Annotated in this window: 22 protein-coding genes; 9 read left to right on the top strand and 13 right to left on the bottom strand. The window is 62.4% G+C overall.

All coding sequences use genetic code 11. The features are described 5' to 3' along the window. Positions 1–29: 29 nt before the first annotated feature. The 6 genes from AC1DJO_RS04225 to AC1DJO_RS04200 form a co-directional block, all read right to left on the bottom strand. The gene (locus tag AC1DJO_RS04225; RefSeq protein WP_112388864.1) at positions 30–1,649 is read right to left on the bottom strand and encodes an ABC transporter substrate-binding protein; all 1,620 of its coding nucleotides are present in this window, start codon (positions 1,647–1,649) and stop codon (positions 30–32) included. Positions 1,650–1,674: 25 nt separating this feature from the next. After that, positions 1,675–2,595, bottom strand: coding sequence for an ABC transporter permease (locus tag AC1DJO_RS04220; protein WP_112538741.1), 921 nt, complete (start codon positions 2,593–2,595; stop codon positions 1,675–1,677). Beyond that, the gene (locus AC1DJO_RS04215; RefSeq protein ID WP_477969341.1) at positions 2,592–3,440 is read right to left on the bottom strand and encodes an ABC transporter permease; all 849 of its coding nucleotides are present in this window, start codon (positions 3,438–3,440) and stop codon (positions 2,592–2,594) included. Before AC1DJO_RS04215 ends, AC1DJO_RS04220 begins: the two co-directional genes overlap by 4 nt. Continuing rightward, positions 3,440–4,021: an ANTAR domain-containing response regulator gene (locus AC1DJO_RS04210; RefSeq protein WP_112388867.1), complete on the bottom strand. Its 582-nt coding sequence runs from the start codon at positions 4,019–4,021 to the stop codon at positions 3,440–3,442. Before AC1DJO_RS04210 ends, AC1DJO_RS04215 begins: the two co-directional genes overlap by 1 nt. Then, on the bottom strand, positions 4,018–5,151 hold the full coding sequence (locus AC1DJO_RS04205) for a transporter substrate-binding protein (protein WP_477969339.1): 1,134 nt from the start codon (positions 5,149–5,151) through the stop codon (positions 4,018–4,020). The genes AC1DJO_RS04210 and AC1DJO_RS04205 overlap by 4 nt, the downstream gene beginning before the upstream one ends. 214 nt (positions 5,152–5,365) lie before the next feature. Beyond that, positions 5,366–5,923, bottom strand: coding sequence for a winged helix DNA-binding protein (locus AC1DJO_RS04200; RefSeq protein WP_477969337.1), 558 nt, complete (start codon positions 5,921–5,923; stop codon positions 5,366–5,368). 90 nt (positions 5,924–6,013) lie between these two features. On the opposite strand from AC1DJO_RS04200, the gene AC1DJO_RS04195 reads away from it, so the two are divergent. Further along, positions 6,014–9,634: a hydantoinase B/oxoprolinase family protein gene (locus AC1DJO_RS04195; RefSeq protein WP_477969335.1), complete on the top strand. Its 3,621-nt coding sequence runs from the start codon at positions 6,014–6,016 to the stop codon at positions 9,632–9,634. 16 nt (positions 9,635–9,650) lie between these two features. On the opposite strand, the gene AC1DJO_RS04190 is transcribed toward AC1DJO_RS04195, so the two are convergent. Beyond that, a complete protein-coding gene (locus AC1DJO_RS04190; protein ID WP_310290391.1) occupies positions 9,651–9,980 on the bottom strand; it encodes a hypothetical protein in 330 nt (109 codons plus the stop codon). A gap of 311 nt (positions 9,981–10,291) precedes the next feature. Here AC1DJO_RS04190 and AC1DJO_RS04185 point away from each other — a divergent pair, with 311 nt between their 5' ends. Next, complete coding sequence (locus AC1DJO_RS04185; RefSeq protein ID WP_477969333.1) at positions 10,292–11,026, top strand: SDR family oxidoreductase; 735 nt, start codon at positions 10,292–10,294, stop codon at positions 11,024–11,026. 14 nt (positions 11,027–11,040) lie between these two features. After that, positions 11,041–12,318, top strand: a complete 1,278-nt coding sequence (locus AC1DJO_RS04180; protein WP_477969331.1) for an L-fuconate dehydratase — start codon at positions 11,041–11,043, stop codon at positions 12,316–12,318. Between the two features lie 19 nt (positions 12,319–12,337). Here the strand turns inward: AC1DJO_RS04180 and AC1DJO_RS04175 are convergent, their stop codons facing one another. Next, positions 12,338–13,345, bottom strand: a complete 1,008-nt coding sequence (locus AC1DJO_RS04175; protein WP_477969329.1) for a Tim44 domain-containing protein — start codon at positions 13,343–13,345, stop codon at positions 12,338–12,340. Positions 13,346–13,427: 82 nt separating this feature from the next. Next, positions 13,428–13,886, bottom strand: a complete 459-nt coding sequence (locus tag AC1DJO_RS04170; protein WP_442209249.1) for a YbaK/EbsC family protein — start codon at positions 13,884–13,886, stop codon at positions 13,428–13,430. 141 nt (positions 13,887–14,027) lie between these two features. On the opposite strand from AC1DJO_RS04170, the gene AC1DJO_RS04165 reads away from it, so the two are divergent. The 6 genes from AC1DJO_RS04165 to AC1DJO_RS04140 all read left to right on the top strand — a co-directional run bounded on the left by AC1DJO_RS04165 (position 14,028) and on the right by AC1DJO_RS04140 (position 22,012). Then, complete coding sequence (locus tag AC1DJO_RS04165) at positions 14,028–14,912, top strand: helix-turn-helix domain-containing protein (protein WP_477969327.1); 885 nt, start codon at positions 14,028–14,030, stop codon at positions 14,910–14,912. Positions 14,913–15,083: 171 nt separating this feature from the next. Beyond that, a complete protein-coding gene (locus AC1DJO_RS04160) occupies positions 15,084–17,258 on the top strand; it encodes a TonB-dependent siderophore receptor (RefSeq protein WP_477969325.1) in 2,175 nt (724 codons plus the stop codon). 84 nt (positions 17,259–17,342) lie between these two features. Continuing rightward, positions 17,343–18,122 (top strand): ABC transporter ATP-binding protein, encoded by a 780-nt coding sequence (locus tag AC1DJO_RS04155; RefSeq protein ID WP_477969323.1) that lies wholly within the window; start codon positions 17,343–17,345, stop codon positions 18,120–18,122. Positions 18,123–18,127: 5 nt separating this feature from the next. Continuing rightward, positions 18,128–19,000 (top strand): ABC transporter substrate-binding protein, encoded by an 873-nt coding sequence (locus AC1DJO_RS04150; RefSeq protein WP_477969321.1) that lies wholly within the window; start codon positions 18,128–18,130, stop codon positions 18,998–19,000. Continuing rightward, entirely contained in the window at positions 18,993–20,972 is a 1,980-nt protein-coding gene (gene fhuB / locus AC1DJO_RS04145) for a Fe(3+)-hydroxamate ABC transporter permease FhuB (protein ID WP_477969578.1), read from the top strand. Before AC1DJO_RS04150 ends, fhuB begins: the two co-directional genes overlap by 8 nt. Continuing rightward, complete coding sequence (locus tag AC1DJO_RS04140) at positions 20,969–22,012, top strand: DUF2218 domain-containing protein (RefSeq protein ID WP_477969319.1); 1,044 nt, start codon at positions 20,969–20,971, stop codon at positions 22,010–22,012. The genes fhuB and AC1DJO_RS04140 overlap by 4 nt, the downstream gene beginning before the upstream one ends. Before the next feature lie 54 nt (positions 22,013–22,066). Here AC1DJO_RS04140 and AC1DJO_RS04135 read toward each other — a convergent pair whose 3' ends face one another. From AC1DJO_RS04135 to cydB, 4 genes are all read right to left on the bottom strand, one after another. Continuing rightward, positions 22,067–22,684 carry a TerC family protein gene (locus AC1DJO_RS04135; RefSeq protein ID WP_112597985.1) on the bottom strand — a complete coding sequence of 206 codons (618 nt, stop codon included), beginning with the start codon at positions 22,682–22,684 and terminating at the stop codon, positions 22,067–22,069. Between the two features lie 140 nt (positions 22,685–22,824). Then, positions 22,825–23,127 carry a hypothetical protein gene (locus AC1DJO_RS04130; RefSeq protein ID WP_477969317.1) on the bottom strand — a complete coding sequence of 101 codons (303 nt, stop codon included), beginning with the start codon at positions 23,125–23,127 and terminating at the stop codon, positions 22,825–22,827. A 119-nt stretch (positions 23,128–23,246) separates the two neighbouring features. After that, positions 23,247–23,357 carry a cytochrome bd-I oxidase subunit CydX gene (cydX, locus tag AC1DJO_RS04125; protein ID WP_112388881.1) on the bottom strand — a complete coding sequence of 37 codons (111 nt, stop codon included), beginning with the start codon at positions 23,355–23,357 and terminating at the stop codon, positions 23,247–23,249. 12 nt (positions 23,358–23,369) lie between these two features. Further along, positions 23,370–24,521 carry a cytochrome d ubiquinol oxidase subunit II gene (gene cydB, locus AC1DJO_RS04120; RefSeq protein ID WP_477969315.1) on the bottom strand — a complete coding sequence of 384 codons (1,152 nt, stop codon included), beginning with the start codon at positions 24,519–24,521 and terminating at the stop codon, positions 23,370–23,372. Between the last annotated feature and the right edge of the window lies 1 nt (position 24,522).

Raw genomic sequence — 24,522 nt, 5'->3', positions numbered from 1 at the left:
GGGCCGGGAGGACGTTCACCCGTCAGGGCTTATTGGTTGACGTAGATCGCGTCGTAATTGATGACGCGCGTCGGATCGATATAGACGTTGTCGGCGCCGCCCATGCGGAGCGACTTGGCAACGACGCGACGCTCGTTGATCACCGGAACCCACGGCGCATCGGCCATGATGTCGGTGAAGATCTTGCCCCAGGCAGCGGTGCGTTCAGCACCCTTGGCCGGGTCGGACATCGAGTCTGCCGCGACAGCGCGGGCATCGAGATCCTTGTTGCAATACCAGGACCAGTTCCAGCCACCGGCAACCGCACCCGAGCAACCCAAGATCGGGCCGTAGAAGTTGGACGGATCCGGGAAGTCGGCGATCCAGGCCATGCCGCCCGACCAGATCATCGGCGCTTCGCCTTCGGTGCCACCCGCCGAGATGACGTTGGCCTGTGCCAGCGCACGGACTTCAGCCTTGATGCCGACAGCGGCCAGATCCTGCTGGATCGCCTGGGCGATACGCGGCTGCGGATCGGTGTTGGTGGAGTAGAGCGTCGTTTCGAAACCATCCGGGAAGCCGGCTTCGGCGAGCAGCGCCTTGGCCTTGGCAACGTCGTAGGTATAGCCGGTGAAGGACTTGTCGTAGCCCGGCATCAGCGGCGGCAGCGGCTGGTTGGCAGGCGTTGCGCGGCCGTTCAGGATGCGGGTGATGCGGTCCTTGTTGACGGCCATGTTGACAGCCTGGCGAACCTTGACGTTGTCGAACGGCTTCACCTTGGTGTTGAGCGTAATGTAGCCGGTGTGGAGCTGCGCACCATCGACGATCATCTTTGCGCCGTCGGCGGAGTTCTTGATCTCGAGGAACTTGGCTGGAGGAATGCCGTCGCCGGCGATATCGACTTCGCCCTTCTGCAGGCGCAGCAGTGCGACCAGCGGCTCCTGGCCGACTTCGACCGTGAAGCTGTCGACATGCGGGACGTCCTTGACGAAGTAGTCCTTGTTGCGCTCGAACACGAGCTTCTGGCCGATCGTCCAGTCCTTCAGGGTGAAGGTGCCGGAGCCGACGGGCTTCTTGCCGAAATCGCCGCCTGCTGCCTCGACTGCTTCCTTCGGAACGACGGAGGCGAAGTTGATGGCGAGAACGTGCAGGAAGGTGGCGTCCGGACGCGACAGCGTGAAGACGACGGTGCCTGCATCAGGCGTCTCGATGCCGGAAAGCGTTTCGGATTTGCCGCCGGTCACGTCCTCGAAGCCCTTGATGGCGCCGAAGAAGCCGGCACCCGGGCCCTGCGTCTTCGGGTTGACGGCGCGTTCGATCGAATACTTGACGTCGGAGGCGACGACTTCGCGGCCGTTCGAGAACTTCACGCCCTTGCGGAGCTTGAACGTGTAGGTGAGGCCGTCATCCGAAACCGTGAAGCTTTCGGCGAGCGACGGAACGAGGTTTGGGGTGCCCGGCTCATAATCCATCAAGCGCGAGTAGAGGCTCTTGATCATCGACCAGTTGACCCAGTCGTAACCGATAGCCGGGTCGAGAGTGGCGATATCGTCTTTGTAGGTGACGATAATGTCGCCGCCCTGCTTGGGTGCATCCTGTGCCATGACCGAGAGCGGCGCCAGCGCCACCACCGATGCCATGGTTGTCATTCGAAGCCAGCTTTTGAACATATTGGTTCCCCTTCTTTGGTTGCTGTCAACGTGTGCGGATACGCGGGTCGATGACCGGCGCAATGAGGTCGGCAAGCAGATTGCCGATGACGATGGCGAGCGCCGATGTCAGCGTCACGCCCATGATGATCGGGATATCGACCTGCTGGATCGCCTGCCAGGCAAGCTGGCCGATGCCGGGCCAGCCAAAGACGGCCTCGACCACGACCACGCCGCCCATGAACTGGCCGATGTCGATACCGATCATCGCGATGATCGGCAGGATGGCGTTGGGCAGCGCATGGCGGAAGATGATGCGGCGCGACGACAGGCCCTTTGCGCGGGCGGTGCGGACATAATCCTGATTGAGCACGTCGATCATCGCCGAGCGCACCATGCGTGCGTACCAGCCGGCGCCAAGAACGCCAAGAGTGGTGGCCGGCAGCACGACATGGGCAAGCGTGCCGTAGCCACTCATCGGAAACCAGCCGAGCGTGACGGCGAAGACGTAGAGAAGCAGCAGCGCCACGACGAATTGCGGGGCGGAGACGCCGACGAAAGAGGCCATCATCACCAGACGGTCGACGAAGCCGCCGCGGCGGATGGCGGCGATGGTGCCGAGTGTCAGGCCAAGGATGACTTCGACGACGATACCGGCGAGCATCAGGGTCAGCGTCGCCGGCAGGCGGGCGACGATCAGCGTCCAGACATCGGTCTTCTGGGCATAGGAGCGGCCGAGATTGCCGGAGAGCAGGTTGGTCAGATAATGCCAGAACTGCACGAGCAGCGGCTGGTCGAGGCCGAGCTCGTGGCGGATGTTGGCAACCGTCTGCGCCGTGGCGCTGCGCCCGGCGATCATCCGCGCCGGATCGGCGGGAAGCGCATAGAGCAGCACGAAGGTGATGGCGGCAACGCCGAGCAGGATCAGAAACGCCTGGGCGAGGCGGCGGAGAACGAGGAACATCAGCTTCTCCCCCGCTGCGTCGGATCGAGGATATCGCGCAGCGCGTCACCGACAAGATTGAAGGACAGCGCCGTCAGCAGGATGACGATACCGGGGAAAAAGACCAGCCAGGGAGCCGCCTGGAAGTAGCTCTGACTTTCGAAGATGATGTTGCCCCAGGAAGCCTGCGGCGGCTGGACACCGATTCCGAGGAAGGAGAGCGTCGCCTCGAGCAGCACCGTGGTGGCGATGCCGAGCGTGCCCCAGACGATCGCCGTCGGCACCAGATGCGGTAGGATATGCATGAACAGCACGCGCATGTGACCGGCGCCGAGCGAGCGTTCGGCCATGATGAAGTCGCGCTCGGAGAGGCCACGGGTCTCGGTATAGACGATGCGGGCCACCTGCACCCAGTTCACCAGGGCGATGACCATCGCGACGATCCAGAGGCTCGGGCGCAACAGGGCGGCCAGCACGATGGCCAGCAGCAGCGCCGGGAATGCCATCATCAGATCGGTAAAGCGCATCAGCACATTGCTGGCGAAGCCTTTGACATAGCCGGCGATGATGCCGACGAAGAGGCCGATTGCCACCGCGATGCCGTTTGCCACCAGGCCGATCACCAGCGAGGTGCGGGCGCCGTAGAGCAGGCGCGAGAAGAGGTCGCGGCCGAGCGTATCGGTGCCGAGCAGGAATTGCCCGCCGGGCGGGAGCGGTGCGCCTTCGAGCGAAAGGCCGTCAAACATCTGATTGTCAGGGTCGAAGGGCGCGATCCATGGGGCAGCAATCGCCATGACGACAACGAGCAGGACGACCACGAGGCCGAAGAGCGCCGCAGGCTGGCGTAGCATTTCTTTCAGCACGCGCATCAGCCGGCCTCCGGCAGGGGCTCGGCACCGCCGACGATAAAGGCGGCGATCTGCTCCATCGGCAGGCGGCGGCGCATGGCGCAATCGCGCAGGATCGCGTAGGCGCGTTCCTCATCGACCCGGTGCGCGGCCATCAGCTTTTCCACTGCGGCATGGACGAGAGGGCGAAGGCGCACGCGCTCTTCGAGATATTGCAGCCGTTCGGCATTGTTCTTGCGTTCCTGATGAATAGAGACGGCCATGACGAGGGCCGGATAGACGGCGGACGTGGCGATCGGTTTGGCGATGATGGCACCGGCTCCCTGTTCCAGCGCCCAGGCAATGCGGCCCGGCGCTTCGGAGCCGAGAAGGGCGACGACGGGGCAGGCCGCTGCCGGATCCTTCCAGGGCAGCAGGTCATCCCAGCCCTGGTCTGCATCAACGATGACGAGATCGGGCAGGTCGGTCGCCGCAAGCGGCGCCCATTGCAGGCTGGTGCGGATGCCGAGCAGCCGGAGCTGACGGATCAGCCTCTCGGTATTGCTGTCTTCGCGATGGATGATGGCGGCGTGCCAGCCGGTAAAATTCGGGGTTTCTCTCATGAGACCACCCGTAATTTCGGCGAGGCCGGCTTGTTGCGGCCGGTCAGATAGGGATCGGCGGCGAGCGGCGGCCGCGAGGCCACGACGTCGAAGCCGTTTTCGGCATTGATCTGGCCGAGATGGAAGGGCAGCGGCGCATGATGGGTTTCACGGTCGATGGCGATCGAGCCGAACAAACTCGGGCGCTGTGTGTCGTAGAGTTCGCGGCGCACGGCGGCCGGTTCGTCGCTGCCTGCGGCGATGATCGCATCGGCGCAGAGTTTGACCGCCGTATAGGCGCTGGCAAAGACGCTGGAGACACGGCGGCCTGCGCCATAGCGGGCCGCGACACGGATCTTGAAGGACAGGTTTTCGGGTGTTGAGAGATTGTCGAAATAGGAGGCGGCGCAAAGCTGGCCGATTGCTTTGCCAGGCTCGATATCGGCAAGCTCGCATTCCATCAGGTCGCAGCTGACAACGGGGCAATTTTCCGGGTGGAAAGCCGGATCGCGCTCGGCAAGTTTGCCGATCGCGGCAAGGAAAGCGTAGCTCGACGGACCGATCAGGTTGTTCAGAATGAAGCTCGGGCGGCGCTGCTCAATATCGGCGACTATGCGCTCGACCGCGGTCTCCTCCAGCGGCAGGTAGCGTTCGCCAAGCACCTCGCCACCGGCATTGGTGATCAGCTCGCGGGCCAGCCGGTTCATCTCCCAGCCCCAGACATAGTTGGCGCCGACGAGATAGGGGCGGGTGCCGAAGCGCGGGATCAGGTGTTCGAATAGCGGGATCAGGTGCTGGTTCGGGCAGCCGCCGACATAGATGACGTTCTCGTTGGCTTCGAAGCCCTCATAGGGGCACATGTACCAGAGCAGCCCGTCATGCTTTTCGACCAGCGGGATGACTTCCTTGCGGGCTGCCGACGTGATTGTGCCGACGATATGGCGGCAGCCGGAGCGCAGCAGCTGGCGGGCGCCTTCCAGATAGGCGGCGAGATCGGCATGCGGGTCGAAGAAGACCGGCTCGATCCTCACCTGGCGGGCGGCGGAAATTTCCGCCAGCGCGAATTCCGCGCCGTCGCGCGCATCCCGCCCCATCGAGCCGTAAGGCCCCGTGGTGGAGTAAAGAATGCCAATTTTCAGCGCGTCGGTCATGCGGAACCCAAAAACCAAAAACCCCACGACGCGGGCCCATCATCGATGGGGCGTCATGGGGCGAAACTGCCCAGCGACTATCGGAGTCATGTGAATGCGGTATGGCTCGTCTGCCTAATCCGCAGGCTTGAATAAAATACAGGCATCCGTTCTTTGTCAAGGCCACAAACGGTGTGTGGCGATCAACAATTTTCGGACCGGCTTCCGCCGGTGCCTAGAGCGTCGCGGCTGCCCGCGCCGCCTGGTTGAAAGCGCCCGAGATGAAGCGCAGGATGGCGGCGGTTTCGGACAGCGTCTGCTCCGCGGGGCGGGCGTTGGCGGTCGGCTCGACAAGCAGATGTCTGCGGACGTCCGCATAGGTGTTACAGGCTTCGGCGCCCTTGTCGGTGATCTTCACGGTCTTTTCTTTTCCGGTGCGGCCGGTTGTCAGCAGTCCTGCGGCCTGGAGCTTGCGGATCGCATAGGTGACCACATGCGTGTCCTCGATATCGAGGACCAGGCAGATATCGGCGAGCTTCTTTTCCCGGTCGCGATGGCGGATCGAGTGAAGGATGAGGATTTCCATCGGTGATAGACCCGGAAATCCGGCCGCCGCCATGCAGCGGACGATCCAGCGGTCGAAAGCATGCGAGGCGAGGATGAGGCCGTATTCGATCTCCGACAAAGCAGGCGAGCCGCCTTCGGCGAGATGCGCCGAGGAGACGATCGGGCCGAACGAGGCAATGCCGGGAAAGGCGTCAGCACTCATATCCTTGTTTTTGCTGTCAGCCATTTTCGCTCTCCTGCCTTGACGAGAATATGTCGTCATTTTATCGATATTTTATCAACGTGCAATTCCGCAATCCATCTTGAGGACGGTTCAATGCAAGCGACGGATACCAAGCGCTGGGATTTCTGGATCGATCGCGGCGGTACCTTTACCGATATCGTCGCCCGCGACCCCGCGGGCGAATTGCACGCACGCAAGGTTCTCTCCGAAAATCCGGCCGCCTATCGCGACGCCGCGGTCCACGGCATTCGTCTCCATCTCGGGTTGACTGCAGGCGAGGCCATCCCGGCCGGGCTGATCGGCGAAGTGCGGATGGGCACGACGGTTGCGACCAATGCGCTGCTGGAGCGCAAGGGTGAGCGGCTGGCGCTGGTGACGACCAGGGGTTTCCGCGATGCGCTGCGCATCGGCTACCAGGAGCGCAAGAAGATCTTCGCCACCGAGATCATCAAGCCCGATGCGCTGTACGATACGGTTGCAGAGATCGGCGAACGCGTGCTGGCCGACGGCACGGTCGAACTTGATCTCGATGAAGGCGAAGCCCGCCGCGCCCTCGAAGCATTGCGGGCCGAAGGCTACCGGGCGCTTGCCATCGTCTTCATGCATGCCTACAAGTTCCCTGCTCACGAGGCAGCTGTCGCGCGCATCGCCCGCGAGATTGGTTTCGAGCAGGTATCCGTCAGCCACGAGGTCTCGCCGCTCATCAAGCTGGTCGGCCGTGGCGATACGACCGTCGTCGATGCCTATCTGTCACCGGTGCTCGGCCGCTATGTGGCGCAGGTTTCCGATGAGCTCGACATCAAGCGCACTGGCGCCCGCGTCATGTTCATGATGTCATCGGGCGGTCTGACCGCGGCCGATATGTTTCAGGGCAAGGATGCCATTCTTTCCGGTCCGGCTGGTGGTGTCGTCGGTCTCGCCAAGACAGGCGAGCAGGCGGGTTTCTCGCGTGTCATTGGCTTCGACATGGGCGGCACCTCCACCGACGTCGCGCATTTCGACGGCGAGTATGAGCGGGCCTTCGAGACCGAAGTCGCGGGCGTCCGCGTCCGCGCACCGATGATGCTGATCCATACGGTGGCCGCCGGCGGCGGGTCGATCCTGCATTTCGAGGACAACCGTTTTCGCGTCGGTCCGGATTCGGCCGGTGCTCATCCGGGTCCGGCCTGCTACCGCAACGGCGGGCCGCTGGCGGTCACCGATGCCAATGTCATGACTGGTAAGCTGCTGCCGGAATTCTTCCCGGCGATCTTCGGGCCGAACCAGGATCAGCCGCTTGATGTCGATACCGTCAGGGCGAAATTCGCCGAACTGGCAGCCCGGACCGGTGACAGCAGGAGCCCGGAGGAAGTGGCCGATGGCTTCATCCGTATCGCCGTCGCCAATATGGTCGAGGCGATCAAGAAGATCTCCGTCCAGCGCGGCTATGACGTTACCCGTTATGCGCTGAACTGCTTCGGCGGTGCCGGTGGTCAGCATGCCTGCCTGGTGGCCGATGCGCTCGGCATGAAGAGCATCCTGCTGCATCCGATGTCCGGTCTACTCTCGGCCTATGGAATGGGCCTCGCCGATATCCGGGCCACCCGCCAGAAGGCCCTCGGCGTTCCGCTCGATGCCGATGCTCCATCGGCGATCTCGGCGCTTTCAGCCGAGCTGCAGCGCGAATGCGTTCCGGAGCTAGAGGCACAAGGCGTTCCGGCTTCTGCCATCGAAATCATTGCACGCGCCCATATCCGCTACGCCGGCACCGATACGCTGATATCGGTGGAAACGCTGTTTCCCGCAGCCGACGATGCGGCGCGGCTGCGGGTCGAGTTCGAAAAGCTGCACAAGCGCCGCTTCGGCTTCGTTGCCGAAGACAAGCCGCTGGTGGTCGAGGCGATCGAGGTGGAGACGATCGGCGGCGCGGCTGCGCAGATCGATGTCAGCAACCAGGAGGGCACTGGCGGGGAGGCTGAATCCGCGCGGCGTACGCGCTTCCATTCGCAGGGCGAAGCGCATGACGCGGCCGTCGTTCTCCGCTCCTCGATGCAATCAGGGCAGACCGTGACAGGTCCTGCAATCGTCATCGAGCCGAACCAGACGATCGTCATCGAAGACGGCTGGCAGGCGAAGCTGACGGTTCATGACCATATCGTCTTGACCCGCATCAAGGCGTTGCCGGAGCGCACAGCGATCGGCACCAGGGCTGATCCTGTCATGCTGGAGATCTTCAACAATCTCTTCATGTCGATCGCCGAGCAGATGGGCGTGACGCTACAGAACACCGCCTACTCGGTGAATATCAAGGAACGCCTCGATTTCTCCTGTGCCGTCTTTGACGCCGAGGGCAATCTGGTCGCCAACGCGCCGCATATGCCTGTGCATCTGGGTTCGATGGATGCTTCGGTGGCCACCGCGATCCGCGAAAACCCGGTCATCCATCCGGGCGACGTCTTCCTGATCAACGCGCCCTACAATGGCGGCACGCATCTGCCCGACCTGACGGTCTGCACGCCGGTTTTCGACAACGACGGAAGCCGCATCCGCTTCTGGGTGGCGAGTCGCGGCCATCATGCCGATATCGGCGGCATTGCTCCGGGATCGATGTCGCCGCTCGCGACCCATATCGAGGAGGAAGGTGTCTATATCGACAATTTCAAGCTGCTCGATCGCGGCCGTTTCCGCGAGCAGGAGCTCGCGGCGCTGCTGACAGGCGCCCGCTATCCGGTTCGCCAGCTGGCGCAGAACGTCAATGATCTCAAGGCGCAGGTGGCGGCCAACGAAAAGGGTGTTGCCGAGCTCGCAAAGATGATCGCGTTGTTCGGCGAGGATGTCGTCGATGCCTATATGGGCCATGTCCAGGACAATGCCGCCGAGAGCGTGCGCCGTGTGCTCGACCGTCTCAAGGACGGCGAATTCAGCTATGAGATGGACCAGGGCTGCAAGATCGTCGTCAAGGTGACCGTCGACAAGGAAAAGCGCGAGGCGACCGTCGATTTCACCGGCACCTCGCCGCAGCGCGCCGACAATTTCAACGCGCCACAGCCGGTCACCCGCGCCGCCGTGCTCTATGTCTTCCGCGTTCTGGTCGAAGCCGATATCCCGATGAATGCCGGTTGCCTGCGGCCGATCCGCATCATCGTTCCCAAGGGCACGATGCTGACGCCGGAATATCCGGCGGCTGTGGTTGCCGGCAATGTCGAGGTCAGCCAGGCGGTTACCAACTGCCTGTTCGGCGCCGTCGGCGCCATGGCTGCGGCGCAGGGCACGATGAACAACCTGACCTTCGGCAACGCGACCTATCAGTATTACGAGACGATCTGCTCCGGCGCGCCCGCTGGTCCACGGTTCAACGGAGCGGACGCCGTCCACACGCATATGACCAATTCACGGCTGACCGATCCGGAGATTCTGGAAACGCGCTTCCCTGTTGTTCTGGAGGATTTCCATATCCGCAAGGGCTCCGGCGGCCGCGGAAAATGGTCGGCAGGCGACGGCACGGAACGGACGATCCGGGCGCGTGAAAAGCTGGAATTCGCGATGCTTTCCGGCCATCGCCGCGTGGCGCCCTTCGGGCTAGGCGGCGGGGAGCCGGGCGCGCTTGGCCGCAATGCGGTGCGCCGGAATTCCGGTGCGATCGACGTGTTGATCGGCAGTGCCCACACGCAGCTGGAAGCCGGCGAAGCCTTCATCGTCACCACGCCGACAGGCGGTGGCTACGGGAAGGCTTGAGGCCGGTGACCGCAGATCAGGTACGGGCGCGCTTCAGCGGAACGGCTGACGGCGTGGCCTGATCGAGCTTGTTATAGGCAGCCTGGATGATGTCGAGATCCGAGGCATGGCCGACGCCCGCCAGATTGTACATGAGATCGCCGACGGCGGTGTCGATCCGCGGCGCACGGACGGCATAGACCTTCTCGACGACGCCTTGCACGGCTTCCGGGTCGCCACCCAGAGCCTGGTAGAGCCCGATGGCCCTGAAGATGAAGGCGTTGCGGCGGTCGTTGATGTCCGCGGTGGATTGGTTGCCGATCAGCGTTTGCATGAGTTCGACGGCTCGGTTCTGATATTCGCTCATCGGGCGCTCAATTTGTCGTTCGTTTGGTCGTTCATCAGGAAAGCGAAAGTCTTTTAATGATGTCTAAATAATGGGTTACGGATATTTGTAGCCGCAATCATAAGGCGTCTAAATTAATAGAATATATAGCCGCAGGAAAAATCGCTTGCCGCTCCGGCCCGACGCGCCTCGCTGTCAAGGCCAGCAATTGCAAACTTCGGCATTGCTTTTTCCGGTTCTGTTTTTTATCGATAATATGACAATGCGAGCGAAGAAGCGGCGAAGACCGCCTTCGCTCCTTCCATGCGCGACATCAAGGGAGGCTTCGACAAATGACCATTTCACTTTCCGGCAAGACCGTTCTAATCACCGCCGCAGGACAGGGCATCGGCCGCGCCTCGGCGATCGCCTTCCAGCAGGCTGGTGCCATCGTACATGCCACAGACATCAACACCGATGCACTGGCACAGCTGACGGCCGAAACCGGGATTGCGACCCACAAGTTGAACGTTCTCGACGAAGCCGCGGTCAATGCTTTGGTCTCTGAGATCGGCCAGATCGACGTTCTCTTCAATTGCGCCGGCTTCGTCCATGCCGGTTCGATCCTTGAGATGAAGGACAGTGATCTGGAGTTTGCCCTCGATCTCAACGTCAAGGCGATGATCCGCACCATCCGCGCCGTGCTGCCCGGCATGCTCGAGCGCAAGGACGGCTCGATCATCAACATGGCTTCCGTTGCATCCAGCATCAAGGGCGTGCCGAACCGCTTCGCTTACGGCGTCACCAAGGCCGCCGTCATCGGTCTGACCAAATCTGTCGCTGCCGACTACGTCGCTCAGGGTATCCGCTGCAACGCCATCTGCCCCGGCACGGTCGAGAGCCCGTCGCTGCAGGACCGCATGAAGGCGCAGGGCGATTATGAGACGGCGCGCGCCGCCTTCATCTCGCGCCAGCCGATGGGCCGTCTGGGCTCGCCGGCAGAGATCGCCGAACTCGCCGTCTATCTCGCCGGCGCCACTTACACCTCAGGTCAGGCCTACGCCATCGATGGCGGCTGGACCATTTAATCCGGAGGAAAACCATGACCCGTATCACCGGCCTTCGTGTCTTCGATCTCCGTTTCCCGACCTCGCAGAGCCTCGACGGCTCGGATGCGATGAACCCGGATCCGGATTATTCCGCCGCTTACGTGATCCTCGATACCGATGAGCCGGGTCTTAACGGTCACGGCCTGACCTTCACCATCGGCCGCGGCAACGACATCTGCTGCATGGCGATCAAGGCGATGGACCATCTGGTCGTCGGCCAAGATCTGGAGGCGTTCCGCGCCGCGCCCGGAAAGTTCTGGCGGCATCTGACCGGCGATAGCCAGTTGCGCTGGATCGGTCCCGACAAGGGCGCCATGCATCTGGCAACCGGCGCTGTCGTCAACGCCTTCTGGGATCTCTTGGCGAAGAAGCAAGGCAAGCCCGTCTGGCAGCTGGTGTCAGAACTCCCGGCCGAAGAGATCGCCGATATCGTCGATTACCGCTACCTGACCGACGTGCTCACGCGCGACGAGGCCGTGGCGATCCTGAAGACGGCCGAGGCCGGCAAGGCGGAGCGGATTGCGACGCTGAAGGCTGAGGGTTACGCCTGCTACACGACATCGGCCGGATGGCTGGGCTACGATGACGAGAAGCTCCGCCGCCTCTGCCAGGAAGCGATCGATGCCGGTTTCAACCATGTGAAGATGAAGGTCGGGCGCGATCTGGAAGACGATATCCGCCGCCTGCGGATCGCCCGCGAGGTGATGGGGCCGGACCGCTATCTGATGATCGATGCCAATCAGGTCTGGGAAGTGCCGCAGGCGATCGACTGGGTGAACAAGCTCGCCTTCGCCAAGCCCTTCTTCATCGAGGAGCCGACCAGCCCCGACGATGTTGCCGGCCATCGCAAGATCCGCAAGGCGATCGCGCCGGTGAAGGTCGCGACCGGTGAGATGTGCCAGAACCGCATCATGTTCAAGCAGTTCATCGCCGAAGGCGCGATCGATATCGTGCAGATCGATTCCTGCCGTATGGGGGGATTGAACGAGGTGCTGGCGGTGCTGTTGATCGCCGCAAAGTTTGACCTGCCGGTCTGGCCGCATGCAGGTGGCGTCGGGCTCTGCGAATATGTGCAGCACCTGTCGATGATCGATTATATCGCCGTATCGGGCACCAAGGACGGACGGGTGATCGAATATGTCGACCACCTGCACGAACATTTCCTCGATCCCTGCGATATCAGGAACGCGGCCTATATGCCGCCGTCGAAGCCGGGATTCTCGATCGAGATGAAGGCGCAGTCGATCGCCGACTACACCTTCAGGGGTTGAGGAAGAAAACGCGCGCCGCTCAGGCGGCGCGCTGCTCTGTGCCCTGGATGGCGGAAAGCTTCCAGTCGGCGCCGTTCTTGCGAACGAAGGTCCAGACTTCGGTGCTTTCGCTCGGGCGCTGGTCGTCGCCGGAGACGACGCGGCCGCTGTCGCGCTCGACCATCGCGTCGATCGATGAATAGCGCATGGCAAGCGTTGCATAGTCCAGGCCGTCTTCACGCCAGGCTTCGGCAATATCGCCCTGCAGCAGCTTCACGTCGGAGACGCGGTTGCGAACGCCATTGGTGGCATTCTCGCCAAGCTCTTCCGCCAGATAGGACATCGCCTCAGGCGTCGTGAGCTTGCGCAGCGTGCCGTAGTCTTCGGCGCCATAGGCGGTCTGCACTTCGGTCAGCAGCTCCTCGAACTGGTCGAGGTCTGCCTGCGCCAGGCCGATCTCGTCGCTGGGGCGCTGGTTGTTGCGCTGCGGAGCAGCGGCGGCCGCACCCGAGCCGATCGTCGGAATGCGGAACGAGCTGTTATTGTTCGACGACATGTTGCTATAGGACGGCCCGCCTGCCGAGCCGTAGGACGGCTGGCGGCGATTGGCAAAGAAGCGCATGGCGAGCGTGATGGCGCCGAAGATCAGCGCGATCTGCAGCAGCATGCCGAGGAAGCCGAAGCCGCCGCCGAAACCATGGCCGAGCATCATGCCGAGCAGGCCACCGGCGATCAGGCCGCCGACCATCGAGCGGCCGAAACCGCCGAACATGCCGCCGGGGCGCTGCGCCGCCACGCCGGGCTGCGCCATCGAAGGGGCCGTCGTCTGCGGCTGGGGTGTCATGGAGCGCTCGACGGGTGCAGCAGGTGCCGGCGCCGTGCGGGTTGCGGGAGGAGCCTGGAAGGTGCGTGTGCCACGGCTGCCGAAGCTGCTGAAACCGCCGCCCGCACGCCGGGCCTCGGCCTCACCATAGGCAGCAAAAACAGTAGCGCTCGTCAGAACGGCAATCGCCGCAATCTTGGCAAAACGCGAAACGGCACCCGGCATTTCATCTCCTCTCATGCACAACCACGGCATGTTGCAGCCTAATATAGGGGCTCTTTCGGCAATTTGAAGTTATGCCAAAGTTCTATTGGCAGACATCGACCCATTTTGCAGCCGTCAGCTCCGCCAGTCGCCCGGTTTGGATGCGCACCGCGGAGTTGGGGGAACCGGCAGCGGGGATGACTTCGGCGAATTGTTTGAGCGACGCATCGCAATAAACCGGCAGCGGAGACGGCAGGCCGAAAGGGCAGACGCCGCCGACCGGATGGCTGGTGATTTCGAGCACTTCGTCGGCCCCGAGCATGCGGCCCTTGCCGCCGAACGTGTCCTTGAATTTGCGGTTATCCAGCCGCGCCGTGCCGCTGGCGACCACCAGCATGGCCTCGTCGCCGACACGCAGGCAGATTGTCTTGGCGATCTGCGCGGGCTCGACCCCATGGGCTTCGGCCGCAAGCGTCACGGTCGAAGAACTGGCTTCGGTTTCGATGATATCGATATCGGGTGCATGGGCGCTGAAAAAGGCGCGGACGGATTCGAGGCTCATGGACCGATGCTAGAACAGCCGCGGACGGAAATGAAGGGGCCTCTTCCGGTCTATTGCGCTGCAGCGAATGCTTATTGCCATTCCCGCCTATATTCGCTAGAGAAAACTTGATTATAAAAAGAAGGTTTAATTGGGCCGCAAATGACCTTTCAGCCGCGCATGCAGAACAGGATCGAGGGCTTTTCCGTCGTCGGCGAAATGAACCGCCGCAACTGGAATGGCATCGTGGCCGATGTCTGGGATGTGGAGTGCGCGCCCTATGCCGGTGGCTACTATGTCGCCCATGACCCGCGCCTGTTCATTCTGCTCGACATGCGCGGCCCCGGCGATTCACGCGTCAAGCTGACACCGAAGAGCGCAGGAGCCGTCCAGGACACCGTGCGCCGGCCGATCTCCTATGTGCCCGCCGGGATGGAACTTTGGGCCGATCTCGTCGATGTCCAGTTCGTCCGCCATCTCGATATCCATTTCGATGCCGACATCGTCGGACGGCGGCTGATGGAGGATATCGACCCGTCACGGCTTGCCGATGCCCGTCTGCTGTTTCACGACGAGCGGGTGATGGCGCTTGCCAATCTGATCGGTGCTGAATGCCTGAACCCGCAGCCCCTACACGATCTCTATGGCGATGGCCTGTGCCTGTCGTTGATCATCGACGTATTGAAGCTGACCAAGGCGCAGCCGCGCAAGCGCAGCAAGCTGGCCACATGGCAGCTTCGCCGCACCACCGATTTCATTGAGCAGAATTGCCTTCGCAACATCAGGCTCGAGGAGCTTGCAAACCTGACCGGGTTGTCGCAATCGCATTTCAGCCACGCCTTCAAGGCCTCGACCGGGATTGCGCCCCATCAGTGGCAGACGAATGCCCGTGTCGAAAAAGCCAAGCGTCTGCTTCTGCAGGGCGATTTCAGTCTTCCGGCGATTGCCGCCGATACCGGCTTCTCCGACCAGGCCCATTTCACCCGCGTCTTCCGCAAGACGACTGGCGCCACCCCGGCGCTGTGGAAGAAGGCTCACGTTGCCTGAAAACCACGCCTCACGAGCATTTGTTTAAAGTGCGGAAATTTGCCCAAGAACGTTCAAATTCCACGGATCACGACAATCCAACCCCTTAAATTTGAGTTAAACGCTCATCTTATCAACAAGCTGTTTAGCCGGGTGACTTTGGGGTTTGCGCGGCGCGAGTGGGGTAAGACAATGCGTGGGCAGACCAAGGCTCTCATCTTCAAGACCAACCTTCTGACCGGCGCCGCCGCCATCGGCCTCGTAGCCGCCATGCCGGCGCAGGCCCAGGACGCGACGGCATTGGCGCCGATCACCATCCAGGGGCAGGCCGGAGCGGCAAATTCCGAGGCGACGGCGACCAGCCCGGTCAAGGGATATGTGGCGAAGCGGTCGGCGACGGGGTCGAAAAGCGATACGCCGATCAACGAGATTCCGCAGTCTGTGTCGGTGATCGGAACGCAGGAAATGGACGATCGTGGTGTCGTCAACAAGGTGGACGAGGCTCTGTCCTATACGCCTGGAGTCAACGCGCAGCCTTTCGGCAATGACGGTGATACGGACTGGTTCTATATACGCGGATTTGACGCGACCCAGACCGGCGTGTTCATGGACGGCCTCAACCTGTTCAGCTACAGCTTCGGCGGCTTCCAGACCGATCCTTTTATGCTCGAACGCGTCGAAGTGCTGAAAGGGCCCGCTTCGGTTCTATACGGTGGTTCGAACCCTGGTGGTATCATTGATCTGGTCCGCAAGCGGCCAACCGATGAGCCGCTCTACTATACCGATATCGGTATCAATAGTAACGGCAACGCTTTCACCGGTGTTGACCTTTCCGACAAGGTCGGCTCAAGCGACACGATGACCTATCGCCTGACTGGCAAGGTTGCTGGTGGCGACAACTACTCCGACTTTTCGCACGACACGCGCGGTTTTATCATGCCGCAGCTGACGATCGCACCCGATGATGCCACTTCCATCAATATCTGGGGCTATGCGGGAGCGCTCGATCAGGTTCATACCGGCAACGGTTTCTTCCCCTATGTCGGGACTGTCGTCGATGCGCCCTTTGGCAGGATTCCGCGCGATTTCTTCCCGGGCGAACCGGATATCGATCAAGGCAATTACCAGCAACAGATGCTTGGCTACGAGATCAAGCATGAGTTCGACAGCGGCTGGACGGTTACGCAGAACGCCCGCTATGGGCATCTCAACAAGCATGAGATTGCGCCCTACGCCTATGGTTATGCGAGCCCAACCGAGTTGAATCGCATCAACTTCGAGCATCAGACCGAAGTCAATTCATTCTCTGTCGACAATCGCGCCGAGACCGAATTCGATCTTGGTGAGACGAGCCACAAGCTGATGCTTGGGCTGGACTACAAGTATTTCCAGATCGATCAGGTGCAGGCTGCAAACAGCGCGACGCCGATCAGCGTAACCGACCCGATCTACGGGCTCCCGCAGCCCGCCAATCGCAGCTACATCAATCAGGTCACCACCCAGCAGCAGCTCGGCGCCTATATTCAGGATCAGATCCGCTTCGGTGGTGGCTGGCTCGCGACTTTGAACGGCCGTTACGACTACGTGGACACGAAGACCGACAACGGCCCGACCTTCTGGGCGCCGACGCAAAACAATAGCTACGGGTACGACAAGACGGCCGTCAGCGGCAGGGCTGGTCTTGCATATGAATTCAGCAATGGCATCACGCCTTATGTGAGTGTCGCTACCTTCTTCAATCCAATCATCGCGACAAGCCTGTCGAACACCATCAAGCCCGAGGAAGGTAGCCAGGTCGAAGCAGGCGTGAAATACGAGCCCACCTTCTTCGACGGGACCATCACTGCATCGCTCTTCCAGATCACCAAGCAGAACGTTGTTGTCACGGATCCCGGTACCACACTGTCCAGCCAGATCGGCGAGGTGCGTTCACGTGGTTTCGAATTCGAAAGCAAGGCGAATATCACCGACGATTGGAAGGCAATCGCTGGCTTCTCCTATACTGATCTCGAAATCACCGAGGACGCCAACACGTCGCTCATCGGCAACTCGCCTTATCTTCAGCCGAAGGTTCAGGCCAGCTTGTGGTTGGACTACACGATCCCGCGCGGCGCGCTGGAAGGCGTCAGCGTCGGCGGTGGTGTTCGCTATCAGGGCTGGTCCTGGGCTGATTTTGCCAACACGAGCAAGGTTCCGGGTGCCGCTGTCTTCGACGCTGCTATTCGCTACGAGAACGAGGGTTGGGGAGCGTCTCTCAACGTGACCAATCTCTTTGACAAGGAATACGTGAAAGGTTGCGGCGGCTTGACCACCTGCGGCTACGGCGACGCCCGCACCATCACCTTCAAGCTCAGCAAAAAATGGTAAGTTGACAATCATAGTAAAGTTTTGCACCAAGCAAAACGGCGGGAGGGCGGTGCCCCTCCCGCAGCTGTTTCAGGAGCTCGTTTCATGTCCACGCCATTTCTGAAAATGTCGGATGTCCGCTTTTCTGCAGGTGAGCGCACCATCCTCTCGGGCATCGATCTGACACTGGAGAGCGGGCGGATCTATGGGCTGGTCGGGCCGAATGGGTCGGGCAAGAGCACGCTGATGAAGATCATCGCCCGCCAGCATGCGGCAACCGGCGGGACACTGGAACTCGAAGGCAGGAACGCGGCCGCCTGGGGGGCGCGGGAATTTGCCCGCAAGATCGCCTATATGCCGCAGTTCACGCCCGCGACCGATGGCATGACGGTGCGCGAGCTGGTGGCGCTGGGGCGCTTTCCCTGGCACGGCACGCTTGGCCGCTTCGGCAAGGCCGATCACGATCTGGTCGATGACGCCATCGCCCGCACCAGCCTGGAAGAATTCGCCGGGCGCCTGGTTGCCAATATGTCCGGCGGCGAGCGTCAGCGGGCGTGGATTGCCATGATGCTGGCGCAGAATGCCAGCTGCCTGTTGCTGGACGAGCCGACCTCGGCGCTGGATCTGGCGCATCAGGCTTCCATGCTGTCGCTGGTGGAATCGCTCAGCCACGAGCGCGGGCTGACCGTCGTCATCGTTCTCCATGACATCAATCTGGCGGCCCGTCATTGCGACGAGATCATCGCGCTCAATCGCGGCCGGATCACCGCGCAAGGCAAGCCTGAAGAGATCATGCAGGCCGACCGGCTTCAGTCGATCTTCGGCGTCGGCATGGGCGTCTTCACCCACCCGGCACGCGGCGAGCCGGTCAGCTATCTGCTGTGATGCCGATGAAAGCTCTGACACGGCGCAATTTCCTGGCGATGTCGGCGGCTCTCGCTGCGCCGCCGGTGCTGCGGGCAGCCGCCGATACGCGCGTTGCGGCTCTCGACTGGGCTCTGTTCGAGACGCTGCTGGCGCTCGGCGCCAACGTGGTTGCCGGAAGCGAGCTGCGCGGCTACCGGCAGATCGCCGTCGAGCCCGCCGTGCCCGAGGGCGTTGCCGATCTCGGCCTCCGGGGCACGCCGAATTTCGAAGTGCTGCGCTTTGCCAGGCCGGACCTGATCTTCAATTCCAATTTCTACAGCTGGGCCGATGGCCTGATGAGCCGGATTGCGCCGGTGAAGACCCATGCGATCTACCGCATGGGCGACATCCCCTTCCAGCGGGCGCAGGAGGTGACGCTGGCAATGGCGGCCGAGTTGCAGCTCGATAGCGGCAAGCGCTATGCCGACGATCTGATGGCCAGGCTCGACAATTACCGGACGCTGTTTGCTGCAGGCGACGGCCGCACGATCCTGCCGATCAATCTCGGCGATGCGCGCCACTACCGCGTCTTCGGCAGCGACAGCATGTTCGGCGAAGTGTTGGCCCGTACCGGGCTGAAAAACGCCTGGCAGGGCAAGACGAGCTATACGGCGATGGCGCCGATCGGCATCGAGACGCTGGCATCGATGCCGGACACCTGGATCGTCTTCATCCCGCCGCATCCGCCGGATGCGATGGTGACGCTGCAGAGCGGTGCCTTCTGGCAGGCGCTTCCCGCCGTCCGGGAAGGCCGGGTGCTGACGCTTGGCTCCATCAATCCTTATGGCGCCTTGCCTGCGGCATCGCGCTTCGCCGATCTGCTTGCGAAGGGGCTTACCGATGCATGGAATGGTTAGCCGCCGGGTGGCCGATGGCCGCCCGAACGGCACGCTCATCGGCGTAGCCGCGTCTTTTGCGGCCTGCGCCTTGGTTTTCGCTCTGCTCGTCGCCTTCCGGCCACGTCTGCCGGAAGGGCAGGCGGCGCTCGATGCGGTGCTGCTATGGCAGAGCATGATGCCACGCGCCGCGCTGTCGCTGATCGCTGGCGCGGCCCTCGGCCTTTCCGGCTTTCTGCTGCAGCGAGTGCTGCGCAACCCGATCGCTGATGCCTCGACGCTCGGCATCGCGTCTGGCGCGCAGCTTGCCATGACGATCGGCATCAGCGTTTCGCCGCTGCTGCTCGGGTTTTCGCGCGAGCTGGTGGCGTTTGCGGGCGGGCTTGTGGCGGTGGCGATCGTGCTGGCACTTAGCTGGCGGCGCAGTCTCGATCCGGTAACCGTCGCCCTGTCGGGCATGATCGTGACCTTGATTGCCTCGGCGCTCAGCGTCACCCTCATTCTCGCCCGCGGCGAATATGCCATGTCGATCTTCATCTGGGGCGCGGGTTCGCTCAGCCAGCAGGATTGGCATGCGGTGATATCGCTGGCGCCGCGGCTGCTCGTGGGCTTCTCCGCTTCCGTTCTTCTGCTGCGGCCGCTGCAGGTGCTGTCGCTCGACGATGCTGGTGCGAAAAGCCTCGGCGTCGCCCTGCATACGACCCGCCTCGCCGTGCTGCTGCTCGCCGTCTGGCTCTCGGCTTCGGTGACCGCAGAGGTCGGCATTATCGGTTTCCTCGGCCTTGCCGCCCCGGCGATCGCCCGTTTTGCCGGTGCGCGTACGACCCGCCAGCTGGTGATTGCCGCGCCGCTGACAGGTGCCGCGCTGCTGTTCTTCACCGATTGCCTGACGCAGCTTCTTGGTCCGGGCTTTACCGATCTTGCTCCCGCGGGCGCGGCAACCGCGCTGCTCGGCGGCCCGCTGCTGCTTTATCTCCTGCCACGCGTCCACTCCTTCGCGTCGGTCACGGCGCAGACGACGGTGGCGATCAGGCGTCTTCAAAGCCCTGTCCGCGCGTTCCTGCTGCTGCTCTTGGCGCTTGCGCTTGTCGTCGCCCTGGTGCTGACGACGGCACCGGCCGACGACGGCTGGCATATCGCCACCGGTACGCTGTTTACCGATCTGCTGCCGCTTCGCCTGCCGCGCACGATTGTCGCTGCCGGTGCGGGCGCGATGCTGGCGGCCGCCGGCTTCATCATGCAGCGGGTGACCGGCAATCCGATCGCCAGCCCGGAAGTGCTGGGCGTCAGCACGGGTGGTGGCGCGGGCCTCACGGTTGCGCTCTTCATTTTCGGTTTCCCGCCGCCCTTCGTCATGCTGGCATCGATGGCAATCGGCGCACTCGTCGCCTTCCTGATCATGATCGCCATTGCCGCCCGCGCCCAGTTCGCGCCCGAGCGGCTGCTGCTTGCCGGCATCGCCATCGGCGCTTTCTCGATGGCGATCGTTAGCATGGTGCTGGCGCAGGGCGATATGCGTGGCTACGTGTTGTTGACCTGGCTGACTGGCTCCACCAACCGTGCCGGCAGCTTCGAGGCCTGGACGGCAGTGATCTCACTCGCCGTTCTCGCCGCACCGCTGCCCTTCCTCAGCCGCTGGCTCACCATCCTGCCGCTCGGTGGTCCCTCGGCGCGCAGTCTCGGCCTGCCTGTCGGCGCCTGCCGTCTGCTGCTGGCGATGATCGCGGCGCTGATGACAGCGGTCGCCTCCTTCCTCGTCGGGCCGCTCAGCCTCACCGGCCTCATCGCGCCGCATCTGGCGCGGCTGACGGGTTTCCACCGGCCGGGCCAGCAGCTTGCCGCCGCGATCCTGATTGGCGCAGGCGTTCTTGTCGCGGCCGACTGGCTCTCGCGCGTGGTGATCTATCCCTATCAGGTCCCGGTCGGCCTCTTCGCGGCGCTGATCGGTGGCCCCTATCTCATCTGGCTCCTGACACGAAAGGAAGCGGCATGACGGCGCAATTCCGGCTTTCGGGGACAGCAATTCCAGCGAATGCCAGGCACATGCTGGAAGAGATCGCCGAGCATTTCGCCGAGCATGCGTCGGTGACCCGCAACGGGGAAACCGTGCATCTCGAGCATGAGATCGGTGCAGCCGATATTCGCATCGCCGGCGAGACGCTGGCGATCGAGCTCGCCTCGAACAGCGAGGACGAGCTGACGATGATCCGCTCCGTGCTGGCCGAGCACCTTTTCCATTTCGCCGGGGAGAAGAAATTCGAGCTGACATGGTCGGAAAAGCTGAAGCCGGCGCTGCCGGGAAATATGCGCCTGGCAACGGTGGCGGCTGCGCGCAATATCACGCCGCATATGCGCCGGGTGACGTTCGCCTGCGCCAATGTTCAGGATTTCCAGCAGGGCGGCCTGCACGTGCGCCTGCTGTTGCCGCAGAATGGTGAGGCGCCGGTCTGGCCCACTGTCGGCGACGACGGCCGCATTCAATGGCCGGACGAGAAGATCACCGCAGTCCGCATCTACACGATCCGCAACGTCGATTTGGAGCGCGGTGAGGTCGATATCGATTTCGTGCTTCACGAGGGCGAGGCCATGCCCGGCGCCACTTTCGGGGCGACGGCGGCGGCCGGTGATCTGATCGGCATCATGGGACCGGGTGGCGGCTGGATGCCTGAGGCGACCGACCTTATCCTCGCCGGAGACGAGACGGCATTGCCTGCCATGCTGCGCATTGCCGAAGCGGCACCGGCCGGAACCAAGGTCCGCTTCTTCGGCGAAGTGGATAGCGCGTTCGAAGAGCAGCCGATCGCATCAGCTGCTGATATCCAGACTGTCTGGCTGCATCGCAACGGTGCTGCGGCCGGCACGATGGGCGGTATTCAGCAGCTGATCCGCTCACTGGCGCCGCAATGCGCCGCGCCCACCTTCATTTGGGTTGGCTGCGAGAAGGCGGAAGCCGTGGCGATCCGCGAATATCTGAAGGACGAGCTGCAGTATGACCGGCAGTGCATGCGCGTCGGTAGCTACTGGGAAAAGTAAAAGGCGGACCGGCTTTCGCCGATCCGCCCGATTTCTCTTTTCAAAGAAAACCGATCAGCCGGCCAGATAGGGCCAGACCTCAAGTGCGCCGCGATACATCATGTCGAGCGCGACATAGAGGATGATTGCCAGACCGACATAGGCGATCCAGCGATGCTTGGTGAGCAGGCGCGCGATGAAGTTTGCGGCAATACCCATCATGGCGATCGACAGGGCGAGGCCGGCGACGAGGACCGTCGGGTGTTCGCGGGCGGCACCGGCGACAGCCAGCACATTGTCGAGCGACATCGAGACGTCAGCAATGACGATCTGGCTGGCGGCCTGCCAGAAGGTCTTCTTCGGCTTGCCCTCGGCGCCCTCAAGCGCGTCTTCGCCTTCCGCACCGTGCTGCGAGCGCAGCTCGCGCCACATCTTCCAGCAGACCCAGAGCAGCAGCAGGCCACCGGCGAGCAGCAGGCCGACAATGGCGAGCAGCTGAACGGTGATCGAAGCGAAGATGATACGCAGTACGGTAGCGGCCAGAATGCCGACCAGAATGGCCTTCTTGCGCTGATCGGCCGGAAGGCCGGCGGCGGCAAGGCCGATAACGACGGCGTTGTCGCCGGCAAGCACGAGATCGATCGCGATGACCTGCATAAGCGCAGTCAGCCCCGCGGCAGTAAAGATTTCCATGAAAAACGTCCCCCGATGTTCGGAAGCCGAACTAGAGCCCGCAAAACGTTACGTCAACCGGCAATCACCCGGGTCCACGCAAATGTCCCGGATGTGTGTCCTGCCAGTCCCACGCTGGAAACGCGCGGGGAGGCTATCGCCTAATGTTTGAGCTTGATGATGATCTCGCGATATTCGTCGGCGATCGCAATGGCTGCCTTCGCAACGACCGGACTGATGGATTTATGGTCAATCGCGATGCGGCAGGTCTCGAAGACGCCGCGCAGCTCGTGCTCGATATCCGACAGCTGCGGATATTTCTGTACGAGAAGGTGCGGCAGCATGCGCGCCTTGTCCCTCATCGGTTTGGAATTGCTGGAGAAATTCAGGTTCTCAGCGATCACGTCCCGGATCGCATCCTCGAGACGCCACGTTGCACCGATCATATCCGTGACTGACACCATGCTACCCCTCTTCTTCAGGCGGGCATATTCCGCCTGAATAATATGAAGCAAGGCTTGTGCCAGGTTTGCGGGATGCCGGGCGCAATCATCGCGCCCGGCATCGTCTCAATTCGTGAAGCTCAGGATTTCTTCTTCTTGGCTTCATCGTCCATCAGCTCGTACCACATGGCGTTGAGGACGGCGAAGGCGGCTGCGAGCGGCAGGCCGAGGATCCATGCGAAATACCACATCGTCTTTCTCCTTTAATAGGCGTGGCCGCTTTTGTCGGTGATGGCTTTCTCGTCCACCTTGCCCCACAGCACCTTGTAGACCCAGGCGGTGTAGAGAAAGATGATCGGCAGAAAGATTGCCGTGACGACGAGCATGATGAACAGCGTCAGATGGCTCGACGACGCATCCCAAACCGTCAGGCTCGAGCGGGGGTCGAGCGAGGACGGCAGGATAAACGGGAACATCGAAACGCCGACCGTCGAGATGATGCCGAAGATCGACAGTTTGCTGAAGAGCAGCGTGGTGACCTCCAGCCGAACCCGCATGCTGAGCAGGGCAAGGGCCGCTCCGGCAAAGCCGCAGGCCGGTGCGATCAGCAGCCACGGATAGGTGCCGTAATTGGCAAACCAGGTGCCAGCATGTTCCGCCGTCTTGAAGAGCGGATTGGACGGTCCGGTCGGGCTGATGTCGCTGGTGATGCGGTAGCCATCGACGCCGGCTGCGAGGAAAATGCCGCCGAGCGCAAAGAGCAGGATGGCGGCGAATGCGGCAAGGCTGCCATAGGTCCGGGCCCGTTCGGCGACCGGTCCGCTGGTCTTCAGGATCAGCCAGGCTGCGCCATGCATGACGAGCATCGCTACCGACAGCAATCCGCAGAGCAGCGCGTAGGGATTCAGCAGCCCAAAGAACGAACCCTCGTAGAAGATCCGCATGTCGTCGGCGAAGCGGAAGGGTACGCCCTGCAGCACGTTGCCGACGGCGACGCCGAAGATCAGCGCCGGAACGAAGCCGCCGATGAACAGCGCCCAGTCCCAGTTGCTGCGCCAGCGGGCGCTGTCGCGCTTCGAGCGGTACTTGAATCCGACCGGACGCAGGATGAGCGCGAAGAGGATTGCGAACATCGCCAGGTAGAAGCCCGAGAAGGAGACCGCGTAAAGCGGCGGCCAGGCGGCGAAGATGGCGCCGCCGCCGAGGATCAGCCAGACCTGGTTGCCTTCCCAAGTGGCGCCGATGCTGTTGATGGCGACCCGCCGTTCGGTATCGGTCTTCGCCACGAAGGGCAGGAGCGTTCCGACGCCGAGGTCGAAGCCGCCAGTCGTGGCAAAGGCGATCAGGAGGATGCCGAGCAGCAGCCACCAGATGACCCGCAGGGTATCGTAGTCGATGAGTTCGTGAAGGATCATG

This window comes from Rhizobium sp. 05N430 (assembly GCF_056396985.1).
Note: the sequence above shows the minus strand (reverse complement) of the source record. Positions and strands in the feature narration are given on the sequence as shown.

Excerpts from the sequence above, each read along its gene's own strand:
- AC1DJO_RS04225 (WP_112388864.1), bottom strand. The coding sequence starts at position 1,649 with ATGTTCAAAAGCTGGCTTCGAATGACAACCATGGCATCGGTGGTGGCG.
- AC1DJO_RS04215 (WP_477969341.1), bottom strand. The coding sequence starts at position 3,440 with ATGCGCGTGCTGAAAGAAATGCTACGCCAGCCTGCGGCGCTCTTCGGC.
- AC1DJO_RS04210 (WP_112388867.1), bottom strand. The coding sequence starts at position 4,021 with ATGAGAGAAACCCCGAATTTTACCGGCTGGCACGCCGCCATCATCCAT.
- AC1DJO_RS04205 (WP_477969339.1), bottom strand. The coding sequence starts at position 5,151 with ATGACCGACGCGCTGAAAATTGGCATTCTTTACTCCACCACGGGGCCT.
- AC1DJO_RS04200 (WP_477969337.1), bottom strand. The coding sequence starts at position 5,923 with ATGGCTGACAGCAAAAACAAGGATATGAGTGCTGACGCCTTTCCCGGC.
- AC1DJO_RS04195 (WP_477969335.1), top strand. The coding sequence starts at position 6,014 with ATGCAAGCGACGGATACCAAGCGCTGGGATTTCTGGATCGATCGCGGC.
- AC1DJO_RS04190 (WP_310290391.1), bottom strand. The coding sequence starts at position 9,980 with ATGAGCGAATATCAGAACCGAGCCGTCGAACTCATGCAAACGCTGATC.
- AC1DJO_RS04185 (WP_477969333.1), top strand. The coding sequence starts at position 10,292 with ATGACCATTTCACTTTCCGGCAAGACCGTTCTAATCACCGCCGCAGGA.
- AC1DJO_RS04180 (WP_477969331.1), top strand. The coding sequence starts at position 11,041 with ATGACCCGTATCACCGGCCTTCGTGTCTTCGATCTCCGTTTCCCGACC.
- AC1DJO_RS04175 (WP_477969329.1), bottom strand. The coding sequence starts at position 13,345 with ATGCCGGGTGCCGTTTCGCGTTTTGCCAAGATTGCGGCGATTGCCGTT.
- AC1DJO_RS04170 (WP_442209249.1), bottom strand. The coding sequence starts at position 13,886 with ATGAGCCTCGAATCCGTCCGCGCCTTTTTCAGCGCCCATGCACCCGAT.
- AC1DJO_RS04165 (WP_477969327.1), top strand. The coding sequence starts at position 14,028 with ATGACCTTTCAGCCGCGCATGCAGAACAGGATCGAGGGCTTTTCCGTC.
- AC1DJO_RS04160 (WP_477969325.1), top strand. The coding sequence starts at position 15,084 with ATGCGTGGGCAGACCAAGGCTCTCATCTTCAAGACCAACCTTCTGACC.
- AC1DJO_RS04155 (WP_477969323.1), top strand. The coding sequence starts at position 17,343 with ATGTCCACGCCATTTCTGAAAATGTCGGATGTCCGCTTTTCTGCAGGT.
- AC1DJO_RS04150 (WP_477969321.1), top strand. The coding sequence starts at position 18,128 with ATGAAAGCTCTGACACGGCGCAATTTCCTGGCGATGTCGGCGGCTCTC.
- fhuB (WP_477969578.1), top strand. The coding sequence starts at position 18,993 with ATGGTTAGCCGCCGGGTGGCCGATGGCCGCCCGAACGGCACGCTCATC.
- AC1DJO_RS04140 (WP_477969319.1), top strand. The coding sequence starts at position 20,969 with ATGACGGCGCAATTCCGGCTTTCGGGGACAGCAATTCCAGCGAATGCC.
- AC1DJO_RS04135 (WP_112597985.1), bottom strand. The coding sequence starts at position 22,684 with ATGGAAATCTTTACTGCCGCGGGGCTGACTGCGCTTATGCAGGTCATC.
- AC1DJO_RS04130 (WP_477969317.1), bottom strand. The coding sequence starts at position 23,127 with ATGGTGTCAGTCACGGATATGATCGGTGCAACGTGGCGTCTCGAGGAT.
- cydX (WP_112388881.1), bottom strand. The coding sequence starts at position 23,357 with ATGTGGTATTTCGCATGGATCCTCGGCCTGCCGCTCGCAGCCGCCTTC.
- cydB (WP_477969315.1), bottom strand. The coding sequence starts at position 24,521 with ATGATCCTTCACGAACTCATCGACTACGATACCCTGCGGGTCATCTGG.